Origin of the sequence: Phycicoccus jejuensis, from assembly GCF_000720925.1 — a bacterium.
Lineage (GTDB): Bacteria > Actinomycetota > Actinomycetes > Actinomycetales > Dermatophilaceae > Phycicoccus > Phycicoccus jejuensis.
The window spans coordinates 218,759-240,459 of record NZ_JOEE01000006.1; the positions used below are offsets into that span (position 1 = coordinate 218,759).

Genomic DNA, 21,701 nt, shown 5'->3' on the forward strand with positions numbered 1-21,701 from the left:
GACCGGGGCCCGCGGGTCGCCTCAGCCGCGCTTGGCCAGACGCAGCCAGGTGTCGACGACGGTGTCGGGGTTGAGGGACATCGACTCGATGCCCTCGTCGACGAGCCACTCGGCGAGGTCGGGGTGGTCCGAGGGCCCCTGGCCGCAGATGCCGACGTACTTGCCGCGCTCGCGGCAGGCGCGGATGGCCATCGACAGCAGGGCCTTGACCGCGGGGTCGCGCTCGTCGAAGGAGCCGGCGACGAGCGAGGAGTCGCGGTCGACGCCGAGCGTCAGCTGCGTGAGGTCGTTGGACCCGATCGAGAAGCCGTCGACGTGGTCGAGGAAGGCGTGGGCGTTGACGGCGTTCGAGGGCAGCTCGCACATCATGACGACCTGGAGGTCGTTCTTCCCGCGCTCGAGACCGTGCTGCGCCAGCAGTGCGATGACGCCCTCGGCCTCGGCGACGGTGCGCACGAACGGGATCATGATCTTGACGTTGGTCAGGCCCATCTCGTCACGGACGTGGCGCAGCGCCTCGCACTCCATCGCGAAGCACTCGGCGAACTCGTCCGAGAGGTAGCGCGCCGCGCCGCGGTACCCGAGCATCGGGTTCTCCTCGTGCGGCTCGTAGCGCTCGCCGCCGAGGAGGCCGGCGTACTCGTTGGACTTAAAGTCCGACAGGCGCACGATGACCGGCTCGGGCGCGAAGGCGGCCGCGAGCATCGCGACGCCCTCGGCGAGGCGCTGGACGAAGTACTCGCGCGGTCCGGCGTAGGCGGCGATGCGCTCCTCGATCTCCTGCTTGACGCCCGGCTCCTGGTCGTCGAGCTCGAGCAGCGCACGCGGGTGGATGCCGATCTGCCGGTTGACGATGAACTCGGTGCGCGCCAGGCCGATCCCGCGGTGGGGCAGGCGCGAGAACTCGAACGCCTGCTCGGGCGTGCCGACGTTCATCATGATCTTCGTCGGGATCTCGGGCATCTCGTCGAGCGTGGTCTCGGAGACGGTGAACTCGCGCAGGCCGTCGTAGACGAACCCGGTGTCGCCCTCGGCGCACGAGACGGTGACCTCGCGGCCGTCCGCGAGCTCGTGGGTGGCGGTGCCGGTGCCGACGACCGCGGGGATCCCGAGCTCGCGGGCGATGATCGCCGCGTGGCAGGTGCGCCCGCCGCGGTTGGTGACGATGGCGCTGGCGCGCTTCATGATCGGCTCCCAGTCGGGGTCGGTCATGTCGGCGACGAGGACCTCGCCGGGCCGGAAGTCGTGCATCGCCCCGATGTCGGTGAGGACGCGCACGGACCCGGCGCCGATCTTCTGGCCGATGGCGCGGCCCTCGACGACGACCGGGCCACGCTCCTCGAGCCGGAAGCGCTGCTGCACACCGCCGGCCGCGCGCGACTTGACGGTCTCGGGCCGCGCCTGGAGGACGTACAGCTTCCCGTCGACCCCGTCGCGGCCCCACTCGATGTCCATCGGGCGGCCGTAGTGCTCCTCGATGCGCAGGGCGGTGCGCGCGAGCTCGGTCACCTCGTCGTCGGTCAGGCTGAGGCGGCGCTGCTCGGCCTCGTCGACGGGGACGAACTCGGTGGTCCGGCCGACCGTCGCGTCCTGCGTGTAGACCATCTTCGTGGCCTTGGCGCCGACGCCGCGCTTGAGGATCGCCGGGCGGTCGGCGCGCAGCGCGGGCTTGTGGACGTAGAACTCGTCGGGGTTGACGGCGCCCTGGACGACGCCCTCGCCGAGGCCGTACGCGCTCGTGATGAACACCGCGTCCTCGAAGCCCGACTCGGTGTCGATGGTGAACATGACGCCCGAGGCGCCGATGTCGGAGCGGACCATCCGCTGGACCCCGGCCGAGAGGGCGACGACGTCGTGGTCGAACTCGCTGTGCACCCGGTAGGCGATCGCGCGGTCGTTGTAGAGCGAGGCGAAGACGAGGCGGATGGCGTGCAGGACGTTGTCGATGCCGCGGACGTTGAGGAAGGTCTCCTGCTGGCCGGCGAACGACGCGTCCGGCAGGTCCTCGGCGGTGGCGCTGGAGCGGACGGCGAAGCTCGCCTCGTCACCGGCCTCACCGGCCAGGCGCTCGTACGCGGCGCGGATGTCGCGGTCGAGGTCCTCGGGGAAGGGCTGCGCCTCGACGGCCTCGCGGATCTCGCGGCCGACCTCGGCCAGGCGCCGCGTGTCGTCGACGTCGAGGTCGGCGAGCAGGCCGGAGATGCGCTCGGCGAGCCCGGTCTCGCCGAGGAAGGCCCGGTAGGCGTCCGCGGTCGTGGCGAACCCGTCGGGGACGGCGACGCCGGCGGCCGAGAGGTGCTGGACCATCTCGCCGAGCGAGGCGTTCTTGCCGCCCACGGACTCGACGTCGTCGAGGCCGAGCTCGCGGAACCAGCGGACGGTGGTGGTCATGGCGGGGGTCCTTCCGGGGACGGGGCGCGCGGGGTGGGGCGGAGGTCGTGCGGGTGGCCGGGGTGGCGGCGAGGGACAGGATGGCAGCCCGGGTCAGCCGGAGCCCTTGAGCTGGCGCGTGTGCATGATCACGGCCGCCATCTCCTCGACGGACATCCCGGCGGAGTTGATGACCGGCAGCCGGTGCGCCCGGTAGAGCTCCTCGGCGCGCTTGAGCTCCCACGAGCACTGCCGGAGGGAGGCGTAGGGGGAGTCGGGTCGGCGCTCGCTGCGCACCTGGCTGAGACGCGCCGGCGTGGAGGTCAGCGCGACGCAGCGGTCGAGATAGGGGCGCACCGCCTCCGGCAGCTCGCTGGCGCGCAGGTCCTCGTCGACGAGCGGGTAGTTGGCGACCTTCACTCCGTGCTGCAGGGCGAGGTAGAGCGACGTCGGCGTCTTGCCGCAGCGCGACGGGGCGACGAGGATCAGCTCCGCCTGCTGGAGGTTGCGCAGGCTGGCGCCGTCGTCGTGCTCGAGCGAGAAGTCGATGGCCTTCATCCGGCGCTCGTAGCGGTGGATGTCGCCGAGCCCGTGCAGGGCCGGCACCTTGGGGCTGGCGTTGACGTGGAGGACCCGCTCGACGATGTCGAGGTGGCTGCCGAAGAGGTCGATGAACGCGCAGCGGGTGCCGCGCAGGACGTCGCGCAGCTCGGCGTCGGCGACGCTCGAGAAGACGATGGGCGTCGTCGACTCGGTGACCGCGGCGTCGAGCTCCTCGACGACCCGGTGGGCCTGCTCGACGGTCGTGATGAACGGGATCTTCCGGCGCACGAAGTCGACGGTCGGGAACTGGTTGATGATGAGGTTCCCCAGCGTCTCGGCCGAGATGCCGGTGCCGCCGGCCAGGAAGAACACCGGTGTGGGGGAGGCCTGCTCGTCGTGGGCAGCAGTCATCCGGTCAGACCTCCTCGTCGACGAGCACGACGACGAGGGTACGCGGCCCGTGGACGCCCTCGACGCGCTCGAGCTCGATGTCGCTCGTCGCGCTCGGTCCGCTGACCCACGTCAGGGGTCGCGCGAGGCCCGGCTCGGGACGCAGCCGCCCGACCGCCTCGGGGACGTCGTGGACGACCTGCCCGGCGCGCACGACGCAGACGTGCACGTCGGGGACGAGGGTGAGGGCGCGGCGCCCCTGGTCGGCCGCGTGGTCGAGGACGACGGTGCCGGTCACGGCGATGCCGACGGCCGCCGCGGTGACGACGGCGTCGACCGCGTCGAGCTCGGCGTCGACCCGGACGTCGGCCTCGTCGAGCACGCGGACGACCTCCGTCGCCGCCCCCCGCCACGCGGGGTCGAGGCCGGTGGGCAGGACGGCTGTGGCACAGCCCTGTTGCCGCAAGGCGTCCGCCACGGCCCCGGCGACACCGGACGCCGCGACCCGGACGACCTGCGCCCGGTAGTCGGCGACGTTCTCGGCGAAGAGGTCGAGGGTGGCCGCCCGCCCGGGGGAGGTCTCCTCGACGACGGCGGTCGGGGCGCGGTCGGCCGGCGTCGTGACGACGTCGGCGGTGGCGCCGCGCACCCGCGCGAGGATCTCGTCGCGCGCGCTCATCGGGACCCCTGCCCGCGCTCGCGGGCCCACCACTGCCGGAAGGTCTCGGTCGGTGGGGTCGGCACGTCCCGGGCGTCGGTCCACGCACCGAGCCCCGGCACCGCCCGTACCGTGCGGCCACCGATGACGCGACCCGCGGTCGTCGCGGCCCGCTGCGCGGCCGCGAGCCGCTTCGGGTCCGACAGCACCCACGCGGCGGCGGCCATCGCGGCCGACTCGGCGGTGCGGCCCTCCTGCTCGACGACCCGCCCGCGCAGCTCGACGAGCAGCTCGGGGATGTCGATGCGCACCGGGCACGCGTCGAAGCACGCGCCGCAGAGGCTGGAGGCGTAGGGCAGCGACTTGTCGACCTCGCTCGTCGTCCCGCGCAGCTGGGGGTTGAGGACGGCGCCGATCGGGCCGGGGTAGACCGAGCCGTAGGCGTGGCCGCCGGTGCGCTCGTAGACCGGGCAGACGTTGAGGCAGGCCGAGCAGCGGATGCAGCGCAGCGCCTGGCGGCCGACGCGGTCGGCGAGGACGTGGCTGCGGCCGTTGTCGAGGAGGACGACGTGGACGTCCTGGGGTCCGTCGCCGTCGTGGGCGCCGCTCCACATCGTCGTGTACGGGTTCATCCGCTCGCCCGTGCTCGAGCGGGGGAGCAGCTGGAGCATCGGCGCGAGGTCGTCCCACCGGGGCAGGACCTTCTCGATGCCGACGACGGTGACGAGCGTCTCGGGCAGCGTGAGGCACATCCGCCCGTTGCCCTCGGACTCGACGACGACGAGCGTGCCGGTCTCGGCGACGGCGAAGTTGGCCCCCGAGACCGCGACCTTCGCGCGGAGGAACTTCTCGCGCAGGTGCAGCCGCGCGGCCTCGGCCAGGCGGGCGGGCTCGTCGGTGAGGTCCTCCGGCGCGGGGCGACCGACCGCGGCCATCTCGCGGCGGAAGATGTCGCGCACCTCGCTGCGGTTGCGGTGGATGGCCGGCACGAGGATGTGGCTCGGCCGGTCGTGCCCGAGCTGGACGATGAGCTCGGCGAGGTCGGTCTCCCAGGCGTTGACCCCGGCGGCCTCGAGCGCCTCGTTGAGCTCGATCTCCTGGGTGGCCATCGACTTCACCTTGACGACCTCGTCGACCTGCTGGTCCCGGACGATGCCGAGGACGATCGCGTTGGCCTCGGCGGCGTCGCGCGCCCAGTGCACGGTCGCGCCGTTCGCGGTGAGGCTCGCCTCGAGCTGCTCGAGGTAGTCGCCGAGGTGGGCGAGTGCCTCGTCCTTGGCCTCGGCGCCGGCGACGCGCAGCGCCTCCCACTCGGGCACCTCGGCGACGACGCGGGCCCGCTTGTCGCGGATCGTGTGCGTCGCGTGCCTGAGGTTGCGGCGCTGCTGGGTGTTGGCCAGTGCCTCGCGGGCGGCGGTGGGGAACTTCGGCATCCCCACGAAGACAAGCGAGGTCTGCTGGACGGGGCCGGGGGTGGTCGTGGTCATGCCGGGTCCTCCTCGGTCGAGGCGAGGACCTCGGCCAGGTGCAGGTGGCGGACGCCGGCGCGCTGCCGGCCGAGGATGCCCCCGATGTGGGCGAGGCAGGAGTTGTCGCCGGCGACGAGGACCTCGGCGCCGGTGCCGACGACGGCCCGGGCCTTGTCCGAGCCCATCGCGACCGACACGTCGGCGTTCTTCATCGCGAAGGTGCCGCCGAACCCGCAGCACTCGGTGGCGCCGGGCAGCTCGACGAGGTCGATGCCCCGCACCGCCCGCAGGAGCTGCAGCGGCCGGTCGCCGACCCGCAGCATCCGCAGCGAGTGGCAGGTCGGGTGGTAGGTGACGCGGTGCGGGAACCACGCGCCGACGTCGGTGACGCCGAGGACGTCGACGAGCAGCTCCGAGAGCTCGAGCACCTTGGGGACGGTGTGCTCCACCCGGCTCGCGAGCCGGTCGTCGCCGGCGAGCTCGACGATGCCGCGGTGCTGGTGGCGGACCGAGCCGACGCACGACCCGGACGGCGCGACGACCGCGTCGTAGCCCTCGAAGACGTCGACGAAGCGGCGCACCAGCGGCAGGGCCTTCGCCCCGTAGCCGGTGTTGGTGAGCATCTGGCCGCAGCAGGTCTGCGCCTGGGGGAACTCGACCGTGCAGCCGAGCCGCTCGAGGAGCCGGACGGTGGCCTTGAGCGTGTCGGGCCACATCGTGTCGTTGAAGCAGGTGGCGAACAGCGCGACCCGCAGGTCGGTGCCGGGGCGGGCGAGCGCGCTCACGGGAGCATCCACGCGAGGACGGTCGACTGCAGGCCCACGAGGAGGCACATCGCGAGGATCAGGCCGACGCTCCATGGCAGGACCCTACGGAGGATGTCGGCCTCGCGCCCGAGCAGGCCCACGCTGGTCGCGGCGATCGTCAGGTTCTGGGGGCTGATCATCTTGCCGACCACGCCGCCGGAGGTGTTCGAGGCGACGAGGAGCGTCGGGTCGATGCCGGCCGTCTGCGCGGCGCTCTGCTGGAGCGTGGCGAAGAGGGCGTTGGCGCTCGTGTCGGACCCGGTGACGGCCGTGCCGATCCAGCCGAGGGTCGGGCTGAGGTAGGCGAACAGGGCGCCGGTGCCGGCGATCCAGGTGCCGATGACGATGGTCTGCCCCGAGAAGTTCATGACGTAGGCGAGCGCGAGCATCGAGGCGACGGTGAGGAACGCCCAGCGCATGCGGTGCGCGACGGCCCAGGCCTCGGCGGCCCAGCCGCGCATCCCGACGGCGTACACGGCGGCGACGACGAGCGAGCAGAGCAGGAGCATCGTGCCGGGCGAGCTGAGCCACGGCAGCGTGTAGGTCGTGGCCGCGCTCGGCGAGCCCTTGAGGGTGAGGACCTCGCCGGAGAGGCCCGGCCAGGGCACCTTGACGTCGGTGCCGATGAGCCAGGTCTTGACCGGGGTGACGAGCTTCGCGACGCCGAAGACGACGATGACGAGGAGGTAGGGGAGCAGGGCCATCGTGATGCGGCCCGGCGTGAGGTCGCGCGAGCGGCCCGCGAGGGCGTCGGCCGAGACGGCGTGGGCGTCGGCGGGCGGGGTGACGTCGGCCGACCCGGGGGCGCCGACGGTCGCGAGCTCGCGCTCGCGCTCGACCTGCATCGTCGCGAGGGCGGTCTCGCGGCCCCGGGGCCGCCACGCCTTGAGGAAGAGGACGGCGGCGGCGAGGCCGGCGAGCGAGGCGATGATGTCGGTCAGCTCGACCGAGACGTACGTCGCGGCGAACCACTGCGCGACGGCGAAGGTCAGCCCGACGACGACCGCGACCGGCCAGGTCTCGCGCACCCCGCGACGCCCGCCGGCCATGAGGACGAGCAGGAGCGGGACGAACGCGGCGAGCACCGGGGTCTGGTGCCCGACGTACGCGCCGATCTCGTGGTACGGGATGCCGGTCAGGGTGCCCGCGGTGATGACCGGGGTGCCGACGGCGCCGAAGGCGACGGGCGCGGTGTTCGCGAGGAGGACGACCGCGGCGGCGCGCAGCGGCGAGAAGCCGAGGGCCATGAGCATGACGCCGGTGATGGCGACGGGGGCGCCGAAGCCGGCGAGCGCCTCGAGCAGGCCGCCGAAGCAGAAGGCGATGATGATCGCCTGGATGCGCGGGTCGTCGCTGATGAGGTGGAAGGTCGCGCGCAGGTCCTCGAAGCGACCCGAGCGCACGGTCACCTGGTAGAGCAGGATCGCCGTGAAGACGATCCACATGATCGGGAAGAGGCCGAAGGCGGCGCCCTGCGTGGCCGAGAGCGCCGCGAGGTGCACGGGCATCCCGAAGGCGAGCGAGGCGACGAGCACCGCGACCGCGACCGCCGTGAGGCCGGCCCAGTGGGCCTTCCAGCGCAGCACGCCGAGGGTGACGAAGACCGTCACGAGGGGGAGGAGGGCGACGAGTGCGGAGAGGGTGAGGCTGCCGCCCACCGGGGTGAGCTCCGGGCGGAACTGCGTCGGGACGGCCAGGGCCGTCGCCGGTCCGGTCGTCGTCACTGCGGTCAGGGTCATCGGGTCCTCCGGTCGCACGTCTCTGGGCGGGGATCCTGAATGGTCAGACCATTCGGGATGCGATGACGGTAGGGCCGGGTCCGTGGCGGTGTCAATGGTCTGACCACTAGTGGTCCGACCATTCGGCGTGTCGTGCGGCGTGGCGTGGCATCCTGAGCGCGTGAGCGCCGCCGACCCGCTGCCCGGCCCCGAGACCGGCGGACTGCGTGCCTTCGAGCTCGTCCTGCGCTGGGTCGACGAGCGGATCCTCGGCGGCGACCTCGAGGTCGGCGACCACCTGCCGGCCGAGCGCGACCTCGCGGCCCGGCTCGGCGTGAGCCGCGCCGCGGTGCGCGAGGCCGTCCGCACCCTCCAGGCCCAGGGCGTCGTGCGCTCCTCGGTCGGGGCCGGGGCGGCCGGCGGCACGACGTTGACCGCCGTGCCGAGCGGGGCCCTCGGGCGGCTGCTGCGGCTGCACGTCGCGCTCGCGGCGTTCCCGCTGCCCGACGTCGTCGAGGTCCGCATCGCCCTGGAGCGCCTGAGCGTCCGGCTGGCGGCCACCCACGCGACGCCCGAGGACCTGGCGGCGATGCGGGCGCTGCTGGACGAGATGGCCGACCCCGGCATCGACCGGGCTCGCTTCAACGACTGCGACACGGCCTTCCACGTCGCGCTCGCCGAGGCGGCCGGCAACGCGCTGGCGCGCGACCTCACCTCGGCGATCCGCGAGTCGATGCGCCTGCCCATCCTCGACCGCTTCCGCACCGTCGAGGTGTGGGAGGACCTCGCACCCGTGCTCCGGCGCGACCACGAGGAGATCTTCGCGGCGGTCGCGGCCGGCGACGGAGACGCGGCCGCGACGCTGACCGAGCGTCACATCCGCTCCGCGTGGGTCGCCCTCTCGGCCCACTCACCCGCCTGACCCCCGCACCTCCCCACCGCGGACGTGTGTGAAACCGCCGGGCGACCCCGGCGGGTTCACACGCGTTCGCGGTGGGGTGGGCACGGCATACTCGCGGGTAGCCCACGAGGAGCGGACGGGAGGCGACGATGAGCGGCAGGCAAGTGGCCGGGCTCGCGCTTCGCGCCCTCCCAGCGGGCCGCCGTCACGGACGCCGGGATGGCGCTGTGGGCCGAGCGGACCCGGCTGTGCCGTGACCTCGAGGCGGGTGCGAGCACCGAATGCCGCATCGGCGCCGTCGGCAACGACGTCAACGAGTGGCTGACCGCCGAGGCCGTGACCTGGCGCCACCTGCTGTCGGTGCGCCCGACCGCGACCCCGGCCCAGCTGCGGATGAGCCTGCCCGGCAACCGTGCGCTCGTGGAGCGCGGCCTCGAGATGGTCAGCGTGTTCGACGACGAGCGGCTCGACGACGAGTGTCGGCGGATGCTCGTGGCCGAGCCCGTCGGCGACTACCTCTTCGCGGTCGCCGACATCCAGATGAAGGTCATCGACCACGAGCGCGTCCTCCTCGAGGGGCCGACCGTCGACGGGCAGTTCTCGGTCATCGACGTGCGCTCCCCACGCGTGCTCGAGCAGGCGATGAGCTACTGGAACGCGGTCCTCGCCTCCGCCTTCGGGTGCGGCACCGAGCGGGCCGAGGCCGTCCACCTGAGCGAGCGGCAGGAGCGGGTCGTCGACCTCATGCAGCAGGGCATGACGGACGAGGCCGTGGCCCGTCACCTCCGGGTCAGCGTCCGCACCGTGCGCTCCGAGGTCGCCCGGATCCTCGAGACCCTCGAGGTGCGCTCGCGGTTCTCGGCGGGGTTCCGCCTCGGACGCGGCGAGGCGCGCACCGACTGAGCGGCCCCACCGGGCCGCGCCTGCAGGTTGCTGCAACGGGGCTGACAGCGCCCCCCGGGCCGGGTGACCATACCGACGGCCCCACCCCAGACCGACCCCGCGGGTGGAGGGGCCCGCGCGGGTCGGCCCACCTCGTCACGCCCGCCGCCGCGGTCAGGCGAGGGTGACCCAGCGGCCGTCCGGCTCGCGGGCCACGAGCCCGAGGTCGCGGAACTGCTCGAGCCACCCGGTCATCGGCCACCAGCCCCACACCTGCGCGAACCGGTTGGCGTTGAGCACGATGTCCTCGACGTGCTGGACCGGCGGGCTCGGGCTCGGGTGCCACTGGTGGACGGCCCCGGCGCCGCCGACGAAGAGCAGCCGGCCCCCTGCGCGGGCGAGGCGCTGGCCGACGTCGGTGTCCTCGGCGCCGTAGCCGACGTAGCCCTCGTCGAAGCCGCCGAGCGCCGCGAGGTCGGCCGCGGTGACCGCGAAGGAGAGGGACCAGAAGAGGGTGACGTCGTCGACGACGCGGACCTCCTGCGCGCCGAGCTCCGGCCGGGCCGGGTGGTGGCGCGGCGGCTGCGGACCTTCGTCCGGGTCGCGCTCGTAGGCGACGTCCCCGCACAGGAGCGTGGGGCCGGCGGACGGGTCGAGCGACCCCAGCAGCTCGCCGTACCGGGCGACGAGACCGTCGGAGGGCACGCAGTCGACGTCGAGGAGGACGAGGTGCTCCGCCCCGGCCGCGAGCGCCGTGGCGACGCCGAGGTTGCGCGCGGCGGCCAGCGGCAGGCGCCCTTGCATCCGGTCGATGCTCGCGTGCCGCACGTCCCACCCCGGCGGCGCCGCGTCGTCGACGACACCACTGACCTCGTCGTCGTCCATCGCGACGACGACGAGGACGTCGGGCCGCCGCGTCTGGCGGCGCAGGCCGGCCAGCTGCCCGCGCAGGTGGTCGTGGCGACCGTGGACGATCGTCACGACCCCGAGCCGCGCGCTCACGACGCGACCCCTGCGGCCGGGACGGCGTCCGGGGTCGCGGCGAGCGCGTCGAGCCACACCGCCGCGTCCTGCGCGCCGCGGCCCGTGCTCCACCGCTCCCACGCCGCGCCGCCCCGCCGCACGGCGTCGTCGAGCAGGCCGGGCCAGCGGTCGGCGGGCGGCCAGCCGACGTGACCCGTGGCCACCCCGAGCCGCTGCACCGCCCGCACCGTCGCCTCCTGCTCCCCGAACGGGCGCTGCTGCGAGACGACGACGGCCGGCGCGCGGGCGGCGGCGACGTCGGCCACCGCGTTCTGCCCGGCGTGCGTGACGACGACGTCGGCGGTGCACAGCTCGTGCCACAGGTCGGGGGAGGGGTCGGCCGGGCTGCGCTCGGTCCACTCCCAGCCGGGGGTGGCGGCCCGCGCCGCCGCGACCGAGCCGGCGTCGGTGTCGCGGCCGCCCGCACCCCACACGACGAGCACGCGGCGCCGGCCGTCGGTGCTCGCGGCGGGGACCCGAGGCCGTCCGTCGAACCGCGAGAGGCCGCCCACGAAGAGGGCCTCGTCCCTCCAGCGCTGCGGCCAGCCCGTGTCGTGCGCGCCCTCGGGCCAGGGCGCGAGCAGGCCCTGGGCGAGGTCGTACGCGCTGACGTGGGCGCGGTCGGTCCGCTCGCCGGGCAGCGCGACGACGACGACCGGCACCCCGCAGAGCCGCACGGCCAGGGCCGCCTCGACCGACACGTCCGTGACGACGAGGCGGGGCCGGGCCCGGGCGACCCACGCCGTGAGCGCAGCCGCCCGGTCGCGCACTCCGCTGTGGTGCAACGGAGCCCAGTGCAGGACGCCGCCGGCGTCGAGGTCGTCGCCGGTCGCCGGGTCGTCGTCCGCCGGGAGTCGCACCCAGCGGTCCTCGAACCCGGGCGGGGCCGGCAGGCTGCTCAGGCCGACCACGGGCGAGCGCAGGTGGGCCGCGACGGACGTCATCCGGGACAGGTGCCCGCGGCCGTGGTGGTGGACGTAGTAGCCGATCACGCGGCGCCGCTCAGCGGCAGCATCGCCTCGTAGACCTCGAGGTAGTCCTCGACCATGCGGTCCACCGAGCAGTGCCGGACGGCGTGCTCCCGGCACCTGCGGCGGTCGAGGCCGACCGCCTCCGCGACGGCCCGCCCCGCGGCGGCGACGTCGTCGGCCGGCACGAGCCGGCCCACGTCCGGGGTGACGAACTCCGGCAGACCTCCGCGGGCGAACGCGACGACCGGTGTGCCGCAGGCGAGGGACTCGGCCGCGACGAGTCCGTAGGGCTCGTCCCAGGCGGGGGTGACGAGGGTGGCGGCGCTGGAGCCGAACAGCTCGACGAGCTCGTCCGTTCCGAGGTGCCCGAGCAGCTCGACGTCACCGCCGAGCCGCGGGCGCACCATCGCCCGCACGTACTCCGGGTCACCGACCGGCCCGGCCAGCCGCAGCGGACGACCGGCCGCCCGCGCGGCGTCGATGGCCAGGTGCGGCGCCTTCTCGGGGACGAGGCGTCCGGCCCAGGCCAGGGCGTCACCGCCCGGCCCCGGCGTCCAGCGCCGGACGTCGACCCCGTTGGGCACCACGTCGGCGGGCGTCACGTGGCTCCACGCGGCGCGGGTGTGGTCGCTGACCGCGACGAACCGCGAGCGGTCGTCCGCGGCGAGGGCGATGGCCGGCTCCAGCCACGGGGTCGGCGGGGTGTGCAGCGTCGTCACCATCGGGGCGCGCGCGGCGGCGGCCATCGCGACGGGGAGGTGGTGGAGGCTGTTGTTGTGCACGACGTCGACGTCGTCGCGGCGCTGCAGCTCGAGCATCAGCTGGAGGTAGGCGTGGTGCTCGGTCAGCCACGTCTCGGGGGGCATGGCGACGTCGCGGCGTGCCGTGTCGCTCAGCTCGAGTGGGCGGGTGGCGAGCTCGCGGGCGTCGAGGCGCGGGTCGCTGCCCGGGCCGGCGAAGACGGTCACCTCGACCCCGCGCTCGCGCAGGCCGCGGCACAGGTTCCAGGTGAGCGACTCCAGCCCACCGGCGAACGGCTCGGCCAGCGGGAAGCGGGAGGAGGCGACGACGACGACGTGCAGGGGGTCGTCGAACCGGCGAGGGACGATCGTGGGGGTGGGTCGGACGACGTCCACCCTCCACCTCCTGATCGACCGGCTCCGTGACCTCCGACCGCCGACGGCGGGCGGCCGCACCGGTCCTACCCGACAGGGAGCCCGGCAAACCTGCCCGCAGGAGGGACGGTCGGGCAGACCCCCTCGGTCGAACGGCCAGTGTCGGCCCCGTCGGTTCGCCGCCGGCGAGGCTCCGTCCCTAGCGTCGTCGTGGGGTCCGAACCGCGGACACCAGACCAGGAGCTCTGATGAACCGCGACGGCCGCACCCGGCTGCGCTCGACGGCCACCGTCGTGGGCACGCTGTTCGTCGTCGTGCTCGAGATGGCCTTCCTCACCGGGGTCTGGCACCTCGGGGACGGCGTCCATCGCCAGCGCGAGGCCGCGGCCGCGTTCTCCGCCGTCGCCACGTCCGTCGCGAGCGGTTCGGCCACCCCCGACGCCCTGACCCGCACGGTCGACGGGCTCGCGCGGGCCGGCGTGGACCTCACCCCCGGCTCGGTCGGCGCGACGGCCGTCGACGCCGCCCGGGCGCTCGAGACCTCTCCCGGTGACCCGGGTGCCCTGGCCTCCCTGCGGGCCGCCGACTCCGCCCTCGCGGAGGAGCTCGCCGAGGCGAGCAGCGCCCGCGCCTGGCTGGCCTTCGCCATCCACGCCGGCCTCCTCGTCGGGGTCTCCGTCGGCTGGTTCGCCTGGTTCCGCCGGATCGTCGACCGGCATCGGCGGCTGGAGCGCGAGCTGACGGCCCAGCGGGTCGTCGACCAGCGCGAGCGGCGCCTGCTGGCCCTGGTCCAGAACAGCGCCGACCTCATCGTCGTCATCGAGGCCGACGCGACGATCTCGTTCGTCAGCCCGTCCGCCCCGGCGGTCATCGGTCGCACGCCCGACGAGCTCGTCGGGCAGCACGTCAAGGACCTCGTCGGCGACGAGGCGCCGACCCTGCTCGCGCTCCTCACCGACGGACGTCAGGGGGACCAGGCGGTCCGGCTGCGGCTCACCCGCGCGGACGGGCGGACCATCGTCGGCGAGGGCACGCTGACCAACCTGCTCGGCGAGTCGACCGTCGAGGCGTGGCTGCTCACGCTGCGTGACGTCACCGAGCAGCACGAGCTCGCCGAGCAGCTCTCGCACCAGGCCTTCCACGACGCCCTGACCGGGCTCGCCAACCGCGCGCTGTTCGCCGACCGGCTCGAGCACGCCATCTCCCGCCGCGAGGGCACCCTCGCCGTGATGTTCCTCGACCTCGACGACTTCAAGCAGGTCAACGACACCCGCGGCCACTCCGTCGGCGACCGGCTCCTCGTCGTCGTCACCGACCGCCTCCGCTCCGTGCTGCGCTCCCGCGACACCGCGGCCCGGCTCGGTGGCGACGAGTTCGCCGTCCTCATGGAGGAGACCGACCGCGCTGCCGCCGAGCAGATGGGGCAGCGCATCCTCGAGGTGCTCGCGCAGCCGGTCTCGATCGACGGGGCGTCCTGGTCGGTCAAGGCCAGCCTCGGCATCGCCCTCGCCGACACCCGCAGCTCGACCGCGGAGGACGTCCTGCGCGAGGCCGACGTCGCGATGTACTGGGCCAAGGAGCAGGGCAAGGGCACGCTGCGCGTCTTCGACGCCGCCCAGCACGCGGTGACGCTCGACCGGCTGACCCTCCAGAACGAGCTCGTCGAGGCCATCGAGACCGGCGGCCTGCTCCTGCACTTCCAGCCGACCGTCAACCTCCGGACGCGCGAGGTGACCGGCTTCGAGGCGCTCGTGCGCTGGCAGCACCCGTCGCGGGGCTTCCTGCCGCCGAACGAGTTCATCCCCGCCGCCGAGGAGTCCGGCGCGATCGTCGCCCTCGGGTCGTGGGTGCTCGCCGAGGCCTGCCGGGCCGCCGTCGAGCTCCAGGCCCCGGGGGCCCGCGTGACGATGGCCGTCAACGTCTCCGCCCAGCAGCTGTCCAAGCCCGACTTCACCGCCGAGGTCGCCGGCGTCCTCGCCCGCACCGGGCTCGACCCCACCCTGCTCGTCCTCGAGATCACCGAGTCGGTGCTCCTCGACGACATCGTGTCCGCGGCCGGCTCCCTCCACGGGCTGCGCGACCTCGGGGTGTCCATCGCGATCGACGACTTCGGCACCGGCTACAGCTCGCTGTCCTACCTCTCCCAGCTGCCCGTCGACATCCTCAAGGTCGACAAGAGCTTCATCGACGACATCGTCGACGACCGCCACGCGGCGACCGTCACCCTGGCCATCCTCGAGATGAGCCGCTCGCTCAAGATGACGACCGTCGCCGAGGGCGTGGAGACCTCCGAGCAGGCGGCCTGGCTCGAGGAGCAGGACTGCGGGCGCGGACAGGGCTACCTCTGGTCGCGGCCCGTGCCCTTCGCCGAGGCCCGGGCGCTCGTCCCGGGCGGTGCGCCACGCGTCGACGAGGTGCGGGTCGGGTGACCCCCCGGTCGGCGCGGCAGGGGGACGCCGCCGACGAGGTCCACGGGGCGCGGGGGAGCGGTCCGCGCGCCGTCGCGGGCCCGCGGAACCGCCCGGTGCAGCCGGTGCCCACCGCGCCGATGCCCACGCCGCTGCGCGCGGCGCTGCTCGGGCTGCTCGCGCTGTGCGGGGCCTACCTCGTCGTGCCGGACGGGACGGCGCGCGACGTCGGCAACAGCGTCGCCGGGGTCCTCGCCATGGTGCTCGCCCTCGCCGGCGCCCGACGCCTCACCGCCCGCCGCCGGGGCTGGCTCGTCGTCCTGGCCGGGTACTCGCTCTGGGTCGCGGGCGACGCGCTGTTCACGGTCGAGCAGAGCTACCTCCACCTCACGAGCTACCCGCTGACCAGCGACGTCCTCTACCTCTCCGGCTACGTCGTCCTCACCGTCGGCCTGCTGCGGCTGGTCCGCGGCCGGCAGCGCGGGATGGACCCGACCCCGATCCTCGAGGCGCTCATCGTCGCCGCCGGCTTCGGCACGGTCGTCGGGACCTTCCTCGTGGCGCCGATCGCCGTGGACTCCACGACCTCGGTGCTCGGCCGGCTCGTCGCCACGGCCTACCCCGTCGGCGACGTCGTCCTCGTCGGGGTGCTGGTCCGGCTGTGGACCTCGGTCGGCTCGCGCAACCCGGCCTTCCGCTTCCTCATGCTTAGCATGGCCGCGACGACCGCCGCCGACCTCGTGTGGAACGCCTTCGCCCTCGTCGACCCCCTGGCGACCACGCCGCGCTGGCTCGACGTGCTGTGGCTGCTCGGCTACGTCGCGGCCGCGGCCGCGGCGTGCTCGCCGTCCGGGGCGGCGCTCGTCGGCGGCGAGACCCGCTCCGCGCCCGCGGCGTCGGTCGGGCGCCGGCTCGCGGCCCTCGGTGGCGCGGCGGCGCTGCCCGGCATCACGCTCCTCGTGGTCGGCACGCTGGGTCTCGACATCCCGTGGGGCGTCGTGGGGGCGGGCTGCATCGTCCTCTCGCTGCTCGTCGTCGTCCGCATCGCCGTCCTCGTCCGCGTCGTCGAGGAGCAGGCGGTGCAGCTCTCCGCCCTCGCCCGCAGCGACGGCCTCACCGGGGCGCCGAACCGTCGGTCGTGGGACCACGAGCTCGGGCGCGCGGTCCACCGGGCCGAGGAGGACGGGGGGCCGCTGACCGTGGCGCTCGTCGACCTCGACCACTTCAAGCGCTACAACGACCGGCTGGGGCACCAGGCCGGCGACCGGCTCCTGCGTGAGGCCGTCGCGGCGTGGGGGGCGCTCCTCGAGCCGGGTGAGCTGCTCGCGCGCTACGGCGGTGAGGAGTTCGGCCTCCTCCTGCCCGGCGTCGACCCCGACGAGGCGGTCCGTCGGCTCGAGGCGATGCAGGCCGTGACCCCCGATGGCCAGCGGTTCTCGGCCGGGGTCGCCGTCTGGGAGCCCGGTGCGCAGCCCGGCGCGGTCGTCGAGCGGGCCGACCGGGCGCTCTACGACGCCAAGCACGCCGGCCGCGGGTGCGTGCGCGTGGCGGGAGCCGGGCTCGAGGGCACGACCCCGCCGGTCCGCATCGCCCTGCAGCCGGTCGTCGACCTGCACGCCGGCGACCCCATCGGCCACGAGGCCCTCAGCCGCTTCGCCGAGGGCGACCCGGAGTCCGTCTTCGCCGAGGCCCACCGCGTCGGGGACGGGTCGCTGCTCGAGGCGGCGGCCATCGCCGCGGCGCTGCGTCGTCGGCCCCCGCAGGGCTACCTGTCGGTCAACGTCAGCGTCGGCGCGCTCATCAGCGAGGCCGTCGCCGCCGTGCTGCCCGCCGACCTCACCGGCCTCGTCATCGAGATCACCGAGCAGACCGACGTCGAGGAGTGGGACCGGGTGCGCGAGGTCGTGGCCGACTGCCGCGCGCGCGGGGCCCTCATCGCCGTCGACGACTGGGGCAAGGGCTACTCGACGGTCGAGCGCTTCATGCGGCTGCGGCCCGAGGTCGTCAAGCTCGACCGCGGCCTGCTCGACGACCTCGACGACCCGGACCGCCAGCACGACCTGCGCACGCTCGTCGGCTGGGCCGAGAGCATGGGGTCGACCGTCTGCGCCGAGGGCGTCGAGACCGCCCGGCAGTGGGACACGCTGCGCTCGCTCGGGGTGCGCTTCGGGCAGGGCTACCTCTTCGGTCGGCCCGCGCCCGAGCCGGCCGTCACCGACTGATTGCCCATCCGCCACCTCCCAGGGCCTCCTGGAGGGGTCGGGAGGTGGCAGATGGGCAATGAGTCGCGCCCGTGCCCCCGACTTCTTGCGAGTTCCGCCGGTCGACACGCGCTGGGACGGCGGGTCGAGCGGCGGAACTCGCAAGAAGTGCGGAGAGGGGGTGCGGCCCGGAGCCTCGCCGTGGACGGGGACGCGTCTCCGGGGGAGGGGGAGGGGAGGCGTCAGGCGGAGGCGGAGAGCGTCGCCGGCGGCTGGGCGGCCGGCTCGACGGGGTGCCAGGTGCGGGTCTTGTTGCCGCCGGTGCGCTTCGCGGAGTACATCGCCGAGTCGGCGAGCACCTCGACGTCGATGCCGGCGGCGTGGGCCTGCCCGAACGTGGCGACGCCGATGCTCGCGGTGACGGCGCACCCGAGCTCGACGCGCGTGGCGTGGCCGTGCTTCTCGACGACGTCGACGAGGGACCACGCGACGGCCTCGGCGGCGGCGAGGTCGGCCTCCGGGAGGAGCACCTCGAACTCGTCACCACCCCGGCGCCCGACGGTCCCCTGGCCGCCGACGGCCCGGCGCAGCGCGCGCGCGACATCTGCGAGCAGGACGTCGCCGGCGGCGTGGCCGCGGGTGTCGTTGACCTGCTTGAAGTGGTCGAGGTCGATGAGGAGCAGCGCGCCGCGCTCCCGCGCGCGGGGGGTCTGGCGGTGGCAGGCGATGAGGGTGTCGAGCTGGCGACGGTTGGGCAGCCCGGTCAGCTCGTCGTGCGCGGCGTCGTGCGCGTGCCGCTGCTCGATGAGCCGGCGCTCGGAGACGTCGACGAGGTTGACGAGGACGACGAGGTCGCCGTCCGGTCCGGGCACGGCGCGGGCGCTGCACGAGAGCACGATCGACTGCTGGGCGTGGTCCCGGGCGGTCCACTCGGCCTGGACCAGCTCGCCGTCGGCCTCGACGGCCCGCGCGAGGATGGTGGCGAGGCCGGGCTCGGTGCCCTCGTCGAGGCTGTCGCCGCGGATCCCGACGAGGTCGGCGGGGTCGCGTCGCAGGATCTCGCCGACCGCCTGGTTGGCCTGCAGCACCAGGCCCTCCGGACGCACGACGAGCAGCCCGCTCGGTGCGTAGGCGATGAGGCGGTCGGACCACTGGTGCTCCTGGCGCACGCTCCCGACGAGGGAGCGCAGCTCGGCCCGGTAGGTACCGAGGACGAGGGCCAGGAAGGCGACGAGCATCATGTAGCCCTGCAGGACGAGCGCCTGCGTGTGGGCGTCGCGGATCCCGGCGAAGGGGCCGCCGGCCCCTGTCATCAGCCGGACGAGGGGGAGCACCGCCACGACCGCCCCGTCGAGGGCGGTGAGCGGGAGCGGGAGCCGGACACCCGCCCACACGAGCAGGCCGAGCGGGATGAAGGCCAGCGGCAGGGACTGGCCCGGCCCGAAGACCCACCACGTGACGGCGCCGGTCGTCCCGAGGATGGCCGCGGCCTCCACGCTCTGGCGCGCGCCGGGCCTCGTGAGGTGCCGGCGGGTGCCGAGGGTCGCGCCGACGACGACGACCACCGACGCGAGGTTGCGCAGGTACATCGCGACGCCGACCGCGAGGGAGGCCTCGCGTCCCTCGACGAGGAGGGCGGCCAACCCGCAGGCGGACGTCGCGAGGATGGCCACGCTGGTCGAGAGCACGAGGCGGTTGAGCTCCGAGAGGCGGCGGACGCTGCCGCGCCGCTCGTGCCGCGGCGCCACGGCCCGGTAGAGGAGGACGGTGAAGAGGCCGAGCAGCAGGTTGCCCAGGCCCAGCAGGGCGCCGGGCAGGAGGTCGAAGCCGGTGAGGACGTTGCCGACGGTGGCCGCGACCCCGGTCAGGGCGGCGGCGCCGGCGAGCTCGCGCCGCGAGACCGTGCGCAGCGCCCACAGGACGCCCACGCCGGCCGCCGGCCAGAAGAGGGCGAGCTGCGTCTCGGGCTGTGCCGTCGCGCGCCCCAGGGCGATCGCCACGCAGTGCAGCGCGAGGAAGCCGACCGTCCGACGCAGCACAGGACCTCCTCGACGTGGGCCCGCGCGGTCGGCGAGCCGTGGCGGATGACCCATCGGCACCGACCGGTCGAACTTGACAACGGTGTCGACCCGTCGTCGAACCATGGCCGAACGGCCGGGTCCCCCGGGGTGGTGAGGGCCGGACGACGCTGGGCGTCCGGTCCCTCGGGGGTCAGGCCGCGAGGGGCTCGTCCGGCCACGGCTCGCGGGAGGGGAACGGCAGGATCTCGGCCCAGCCGAGGACGGGGGCGGATGGGTGCTGGCTCGGCGTCGTGTCTCCACGATGCCCCGCGCGGTGGGGTGCCGTCCGGCGGGAACCTCAGGCCTCGCTCACGCTTGCGTCAAGGAAGCCGAGGACGCCGCGTGGTGCGCGCGTGACTCCGGCAGGAGCCGCCGTCGTCGGGTGCCCCCGGCAGGAGCCGGCGTCAAGTGCCCCCGGCAGGAGCCGCCGGCGCCGTCCGCTCGTTCCTCGCGGTCGGCTCCGGCTCCCGTCATCGTGCCGGCGCCACGCAGCGCTCGCAGGCTCGCGCTCGCGTGCCCCCGGCAGGATTCGAACCTGCGACACCTTCTTTAGGAGAGAAGTGCTCTTCCCCTGAGCTACGAGGGCGGGAAGACCGCGCACAGCCTACGGGGCGCGACCCGTGCTCGGCGCGCGCGGCCGGTGTCGACCCGGCGCGTACGCCGCCCGGCGCGACGGCATACTGCGGCTCGTGACCGACGCCCTGCGGACCCCGGACCGCGCGACCCTGCAGCGCCGGACCGTCACGACGCTCGTCGCGTCGCAGGTGCTCGGCGGCGTCGGGCTGTCGGCCGGGATCGCCGTGGGCGCCCTGCTCGCGGAGCAGGTGAGCGGCTCGGCACGCTTCGCCGGCCTCGGCGGGACCTTCCAGGTCCTCGGCTCCGCGCTCGTCGCCATCCCGATGGCCCGGGTCATGGCCGCCCGCGGCCGCCGGCCGGGCCTCGCCCTCGGGTACGCGCTCGCGGCGGCCGGTGCGGTCGGGCTCATCACCGCGGGGATCATCGGCAGCTTCCCGCTCCTGCTCGTCGCCAGCCTGGCGTTCGGCGGGGCGACGACCGCGAACAGCCAGAGCCGCTACGCCGCCGCCGACCTCGCGCCGCCCGACCGCCGGGCCCGCGACCTGAGCATCGTCGTGTGGGCCACCACCCTCGGCAGCGTCCTCGGCCCGAACCTCGTCGGCCCCAGCGCCCCCGTGGCCGACGCCCTCGGCCTGCCCCGGCTCACCGGCCCGTTCGTCTTCTCGCTCGTCGGGCTGCTGCTGGCCATCGTCGTCGTGCTCGTGCGCCTGCGCCCGGACCCGCTCCTGCTCTCTCGCCGCCTCGCGCTCGACGAGGGCGGCGAGCCCGGGGAGCCGATCCACGGCTCGGTGACCCGCGGGCTGCGCGTCGCCTTCGCCCACCCCGTCGCGCGCCTCGGGCTGCTCACCCTGGCCCTCGGGCACGGCGTCATGGTCTCGGTCATGGTGATGACGCCGCTGCACATGTCCCACGGCCACGCCGAGCTGACGGTCATCGGGCTCGTCATCAGCATCCACATCATCGGGATGTACGCCTTCTCTCCGCTCACCGGCCTCGCCGTGGACCGCGTCGGCGGCCGCGTCGTCGCGCTCGTCGGGTCGGGCATCCTCGGCGCCGCGACGCTGCTCGCGTCGGTGTCGCCCATGGGTGAGTCCTCGACGCTCATCGGCGGGCTCTTCCTCCTCGGCCTCGGCTGGTCCTGCACGCTCGTCGCGGGATCCACCCTGCTGACCTCGGCCGTGCCCGCCGCCGAGCGGCCGGGGGTCCAGGGGGCCTCCGACCTGCTCATGGGGCTCGCCGCGGGCGGCGGGGGCGCCGTCGCCGGGGTCATCGTCGACCGCGTCGGCTTCCAGGCGCTGGCGCTGACCTCGCTCGGCTTCGCGATGGTCATCGGCCTCGTGGCGATCGCGACCCGCGTCCCCGCCGACCCGCTCGACGGCGACGGCCGGCCGGTCCCCGCCTGACGTCGGAGCCCGCTGTGACCCGACGTGGGCGACCGCGCGGCGGCGGACGGACCGCCCAAGAACCAGTGCTCGTCCGGCCGCTGTCGTGTGCTTCCTCCTCTGAGGCAACCATGACGAGCGGTCGGTTGCGTCACCGTCCGAGGCGCTCATGACGAGCGGTCGGTTGCGACCGGTGGTGACGCAGGCAGCCGCTCGTCCCGGGTGCTC

General features: G+C 74.6%; 15 protein-coding genes and 1 tRNA gene. 5 read left to right on the plus strand and 11 right to left on the minus strand.

All coding sequences use genetic code 11. From position 1 onward, the window contains the following. Positions 1 to 21 precede the first annotated feature (21 nt). From ppsA to IG69_RS0113365, 6 genes are all read right to left on the minus strand, one after another. Entirely contained in the window at positions 22 to 2,391 is a 2,370-nt protein-coding gene (gene ppsA / locus IG69_RS0113340; RefSeq protein WP_030528666.1) for a phosphoenolpyruvate synthase, read from the minus strand. 93 nt (positions 2,392 to 2,484) lie between these two features. Continuing rightward, on the minus strand, positions 2,485 to 3,324 hold the full coding sequence (locus IG69_RS0113345; protein ID WP_030528667.1) for a pyruvate, water dikinase regulatory protein: 840 nt from the start codon (positions 3,322 to 3,324) through the stop codon (positions 2,485 to 2,487). Between the two features lie 4 nt (positions 3,325 to 3,328). Next, positions 3,329 to 3,982, minus strand: coding sequence for a LutC/YkgG family protein (locus IG69_RS0113350; protein WP_030528668.1), 654 nt, complete (start codon positions 3,980 to 3,982; stop codon positions 3,329 to 3,331). Continuing rightward, complete coding sequence (locus tag IG69_RS0113355; protein WP_030528669.1) at positions 3,979 to 5,448, minus strand: lactate utilization protein B; 1,470 nt, start codon at positions 5,446 to 5,448, stop codon at positions 3,979 to 3,981. The genes IG69_RS0113350 and IG69_RS0113355 overlap by 4 nt, the downstream gene beginning before the upstream one ends. Next, positions 5,445 to 6,146 (minus strand): (Fe-S)-binding protein, encoded by a 702-nt coding sequence (locus IG69_RS0113360; protein WP_051750568.1) that lies wholly within the window; start codon positions 6,144 to 6,146, stop codon positions 5,445 to 5,447. Before IG69_RS0113360 ends, IG69_RS0113355 begins: the two co-directional genes overlap by 4 nt. A 65-nt stretch (positions 6,147 to 6,211) precedes the next feature. Continuing rightward, the gene (locus tag IG69_RS0113365) at positions 6,212 to 7,975 is read right to left on the minus strand and encodes an L-lactate permease (RefSeq protein ID WP_051750569.1); all 1,764 of its coding nucleotides are present in this window, start codon (positions 7,973 to 7,975) and stop codon (positions 6,212 to 6,214) included. Between the two features lie 160 nt (positions 7,976 to 8,135). Between IG69_RS0113365 and IG69_RS0113370 the strand changes: the two genes are divergently transcribed. Further along, positions 8,136 to 8,876, plus strand: coding sequence for a FadR/GntR family transcriptional regulator (locus tag IG69_RS0113370; protein WP_051750552.1), 741 nt, complete (start codon positions 8,136 to 8,138; stop codon positions 8,874 to 8,876). Positions 8,877 to 9,074: 198 nt separating this feature from the next. Further along, the gene (locus IG69_RS21140; protein WP_051750553.1) at positions 9,075 to 9,758 is read left to right on the plus strand and encodes a helix-turn-helix transcriptional regulator; all 684 of its coding nucleotides are present in this window, start codon (positions 9,075 to 9,077) and stop codon (positions 9,756 to 9,758) included. Between the two features lie 153 nt (positions 9,759 to 9,911). Here the strand turns inward: IG69_RS21140 and IG69_RS0113380 are convergent, their stop codons facing one another. The 3 genes from IG69_RS0113380 to IG69_RS0113390 are packed head-to-tail and all read right to left on the minus strand — an operon-like array spanning position 9,912 to position 12,867. Further along, entirely contained in the window at positions 9,912 to 10,739 is an 828-nt protein-coding gene (locus IG69_RS0113380; protein WP_030528674.1) for a glycosyltransferase family 2 protein, read from the minus strand. Then, the gene (locus tag IG69_RS0113385; RefSeq protein WP_030528675.1) at positions 10,736 to 11,752 is read right to left on the minus strand and encodes a glycosyltransferase; all 1,017 of its coding nucleotides are present in this window, start codon (positions 11,750 to 11,752) and stop codon (positions 10,736 to 10,738) included. The genes IG69_RS0113380 and IG69_RS0113385 overlap by 4 nt, the downstream gene beginning before the upstream one ends. Further along, positions 11,749 to 12,867, minus strand: a complete 1,119-nt coding sequence (locus tag IG69_RS0113390) for a glycosyltransferase family 4 protein (protein WP_245616148.1) — start codon at positions 12,865 to 12,867, stop codon at positions 11,749 to 11,751. Before IG69_RS0113390 ends, IG69_RS0113385 begins: the two co-directional genes overlap by 4 nt. Before the next feature lie 227 nt (positions 12,868 to 13,094). On the opposite strand from IG69_RS0113390, the gene IG69_RS20320 reads away from it, so the two are divergent. Then, complete coding sequence (locus IG69_RS20320; RefSeq protein ID WP_051750554.1) at positions 13,095 to 15,275, plus strand: putative bifunctional diguanylate cyclase/phosphodiesterase; 2,181 nt, start codon at positions 13,095 to 13,097, stop codon at positions 15,273 to 15,275. Then, positions 15,272 to 17,476: a GGDEF domain-containing protein gene (locus IG69_RS21145; protein WP_051750555.1), complete on the plus strand. Its 2,205-nt coding sequence runs from the start codon at positions 15,272 to 15,274 to the stop codon at positions 17,474 to 17,476. The genes IG69_RS20320 and IG69_RS21145 overlap by 4 nt, the downstream gene beginning before the upstream one ends. A 221-nt stretch (positions 17,477 to 17,697) precedes the next feature. Here the strand turns inward: IG69_RS21145 and IG69_RS21150 are convergent, their stop codons facing one another. After that, complete coding sequence (locus tag IG69_RS21150) at positions 17,698 to 19,494, minus strand: diguanylate cyclase (protein WP_030528679.1); 1,797 nt, start codon at positions 19,492 to 19,494, stop codon at positions 17,698 to 17,700. A gap of 535 nt (positions 19,495 to 20,029) precedes the next feature. Continuing rightward, positions 20,030 to 20,101 (minus strand) — tRNA-Arg (locus IG69_RS0113410). Between the two features lie 103 nt (positions 20,102 to 20,204). Here IG69_RS0113410 and IG69_RS0113415 point away from each other — a divergent pair. Continuing rightward, a complete protein-coding gene (locus IG69_RS0113415; protein ID WP_030528680.1) occupies positions 20,205 to 21,494 on the plus strand; it encodes an MFS transporter in 1,290 nt (429 codons plus the stop codon). The last annotated feature ends 207 nt before the right edge of the window (positions 21,495 to 21,701 follow it).

Excerpts from the sequence above, each read along its gene's own strand:
- ppsA (WP_030528666.1), bottom strand. The coding sequence starts at position 2,391 with ATGACCACCACCGTCCGCTGGTTCCGCGAGCTCGGCCTCGACGACGTC.
- IG69_RS0113345 (WP_030528667.1), bottom strand. The coding sequence starts at position 3,324 with ATGACTGCTGCCCACGACGAGCAGGCCTCCCCCACACCGGTGTTCTTC.
- IG69_RS0113350 (WP_030528668.1), bottom strand. The coding sequence starts at position 3,982 with ATGAGCGCGCGCGACGAGATCCTCGCGCGGGTGCGCGGCGCCACCGCC.
- IG69_RS0113355 (WP_030528669.1), bottom strand. The coding sequence starts at position 5,448 with ATGACCACGACCACCCCCGGCCCCGTCCAGCAGACCTCGCTTGTCTTC.
- IG69_RS0113360 (WP_051750568.1), bottom strand. The coding sequence starts at position 6,146 with ATGTGGCCCGACACGCTCAAGGCCACCGTCCGGCTCCTCGAGCGGCTC.
- IG69_RS0113365 (WP_051750569.1), bottom strand. The coding sequence starts at position 7,975 with ATGACCCTGACCGCAGTGACGACGACCGGACCGGCGACGGCCCTGGCC.
- IG69_RS21140 (WP_051750553.1), top strand. The coding sequence starts at position 9,075 with ATGGCGCTGTGGGCCGAGCGGACCCGGCTGTGCCGTGACCTCGAGGCG.
- IG69_RS20320 (WP_051750554.1), top strand. The coding sequence starts at position 13,095 with ATGAACCGCGACGGCCGCACCCGGCTGCGCTCGACGGCCACCGTCGTG.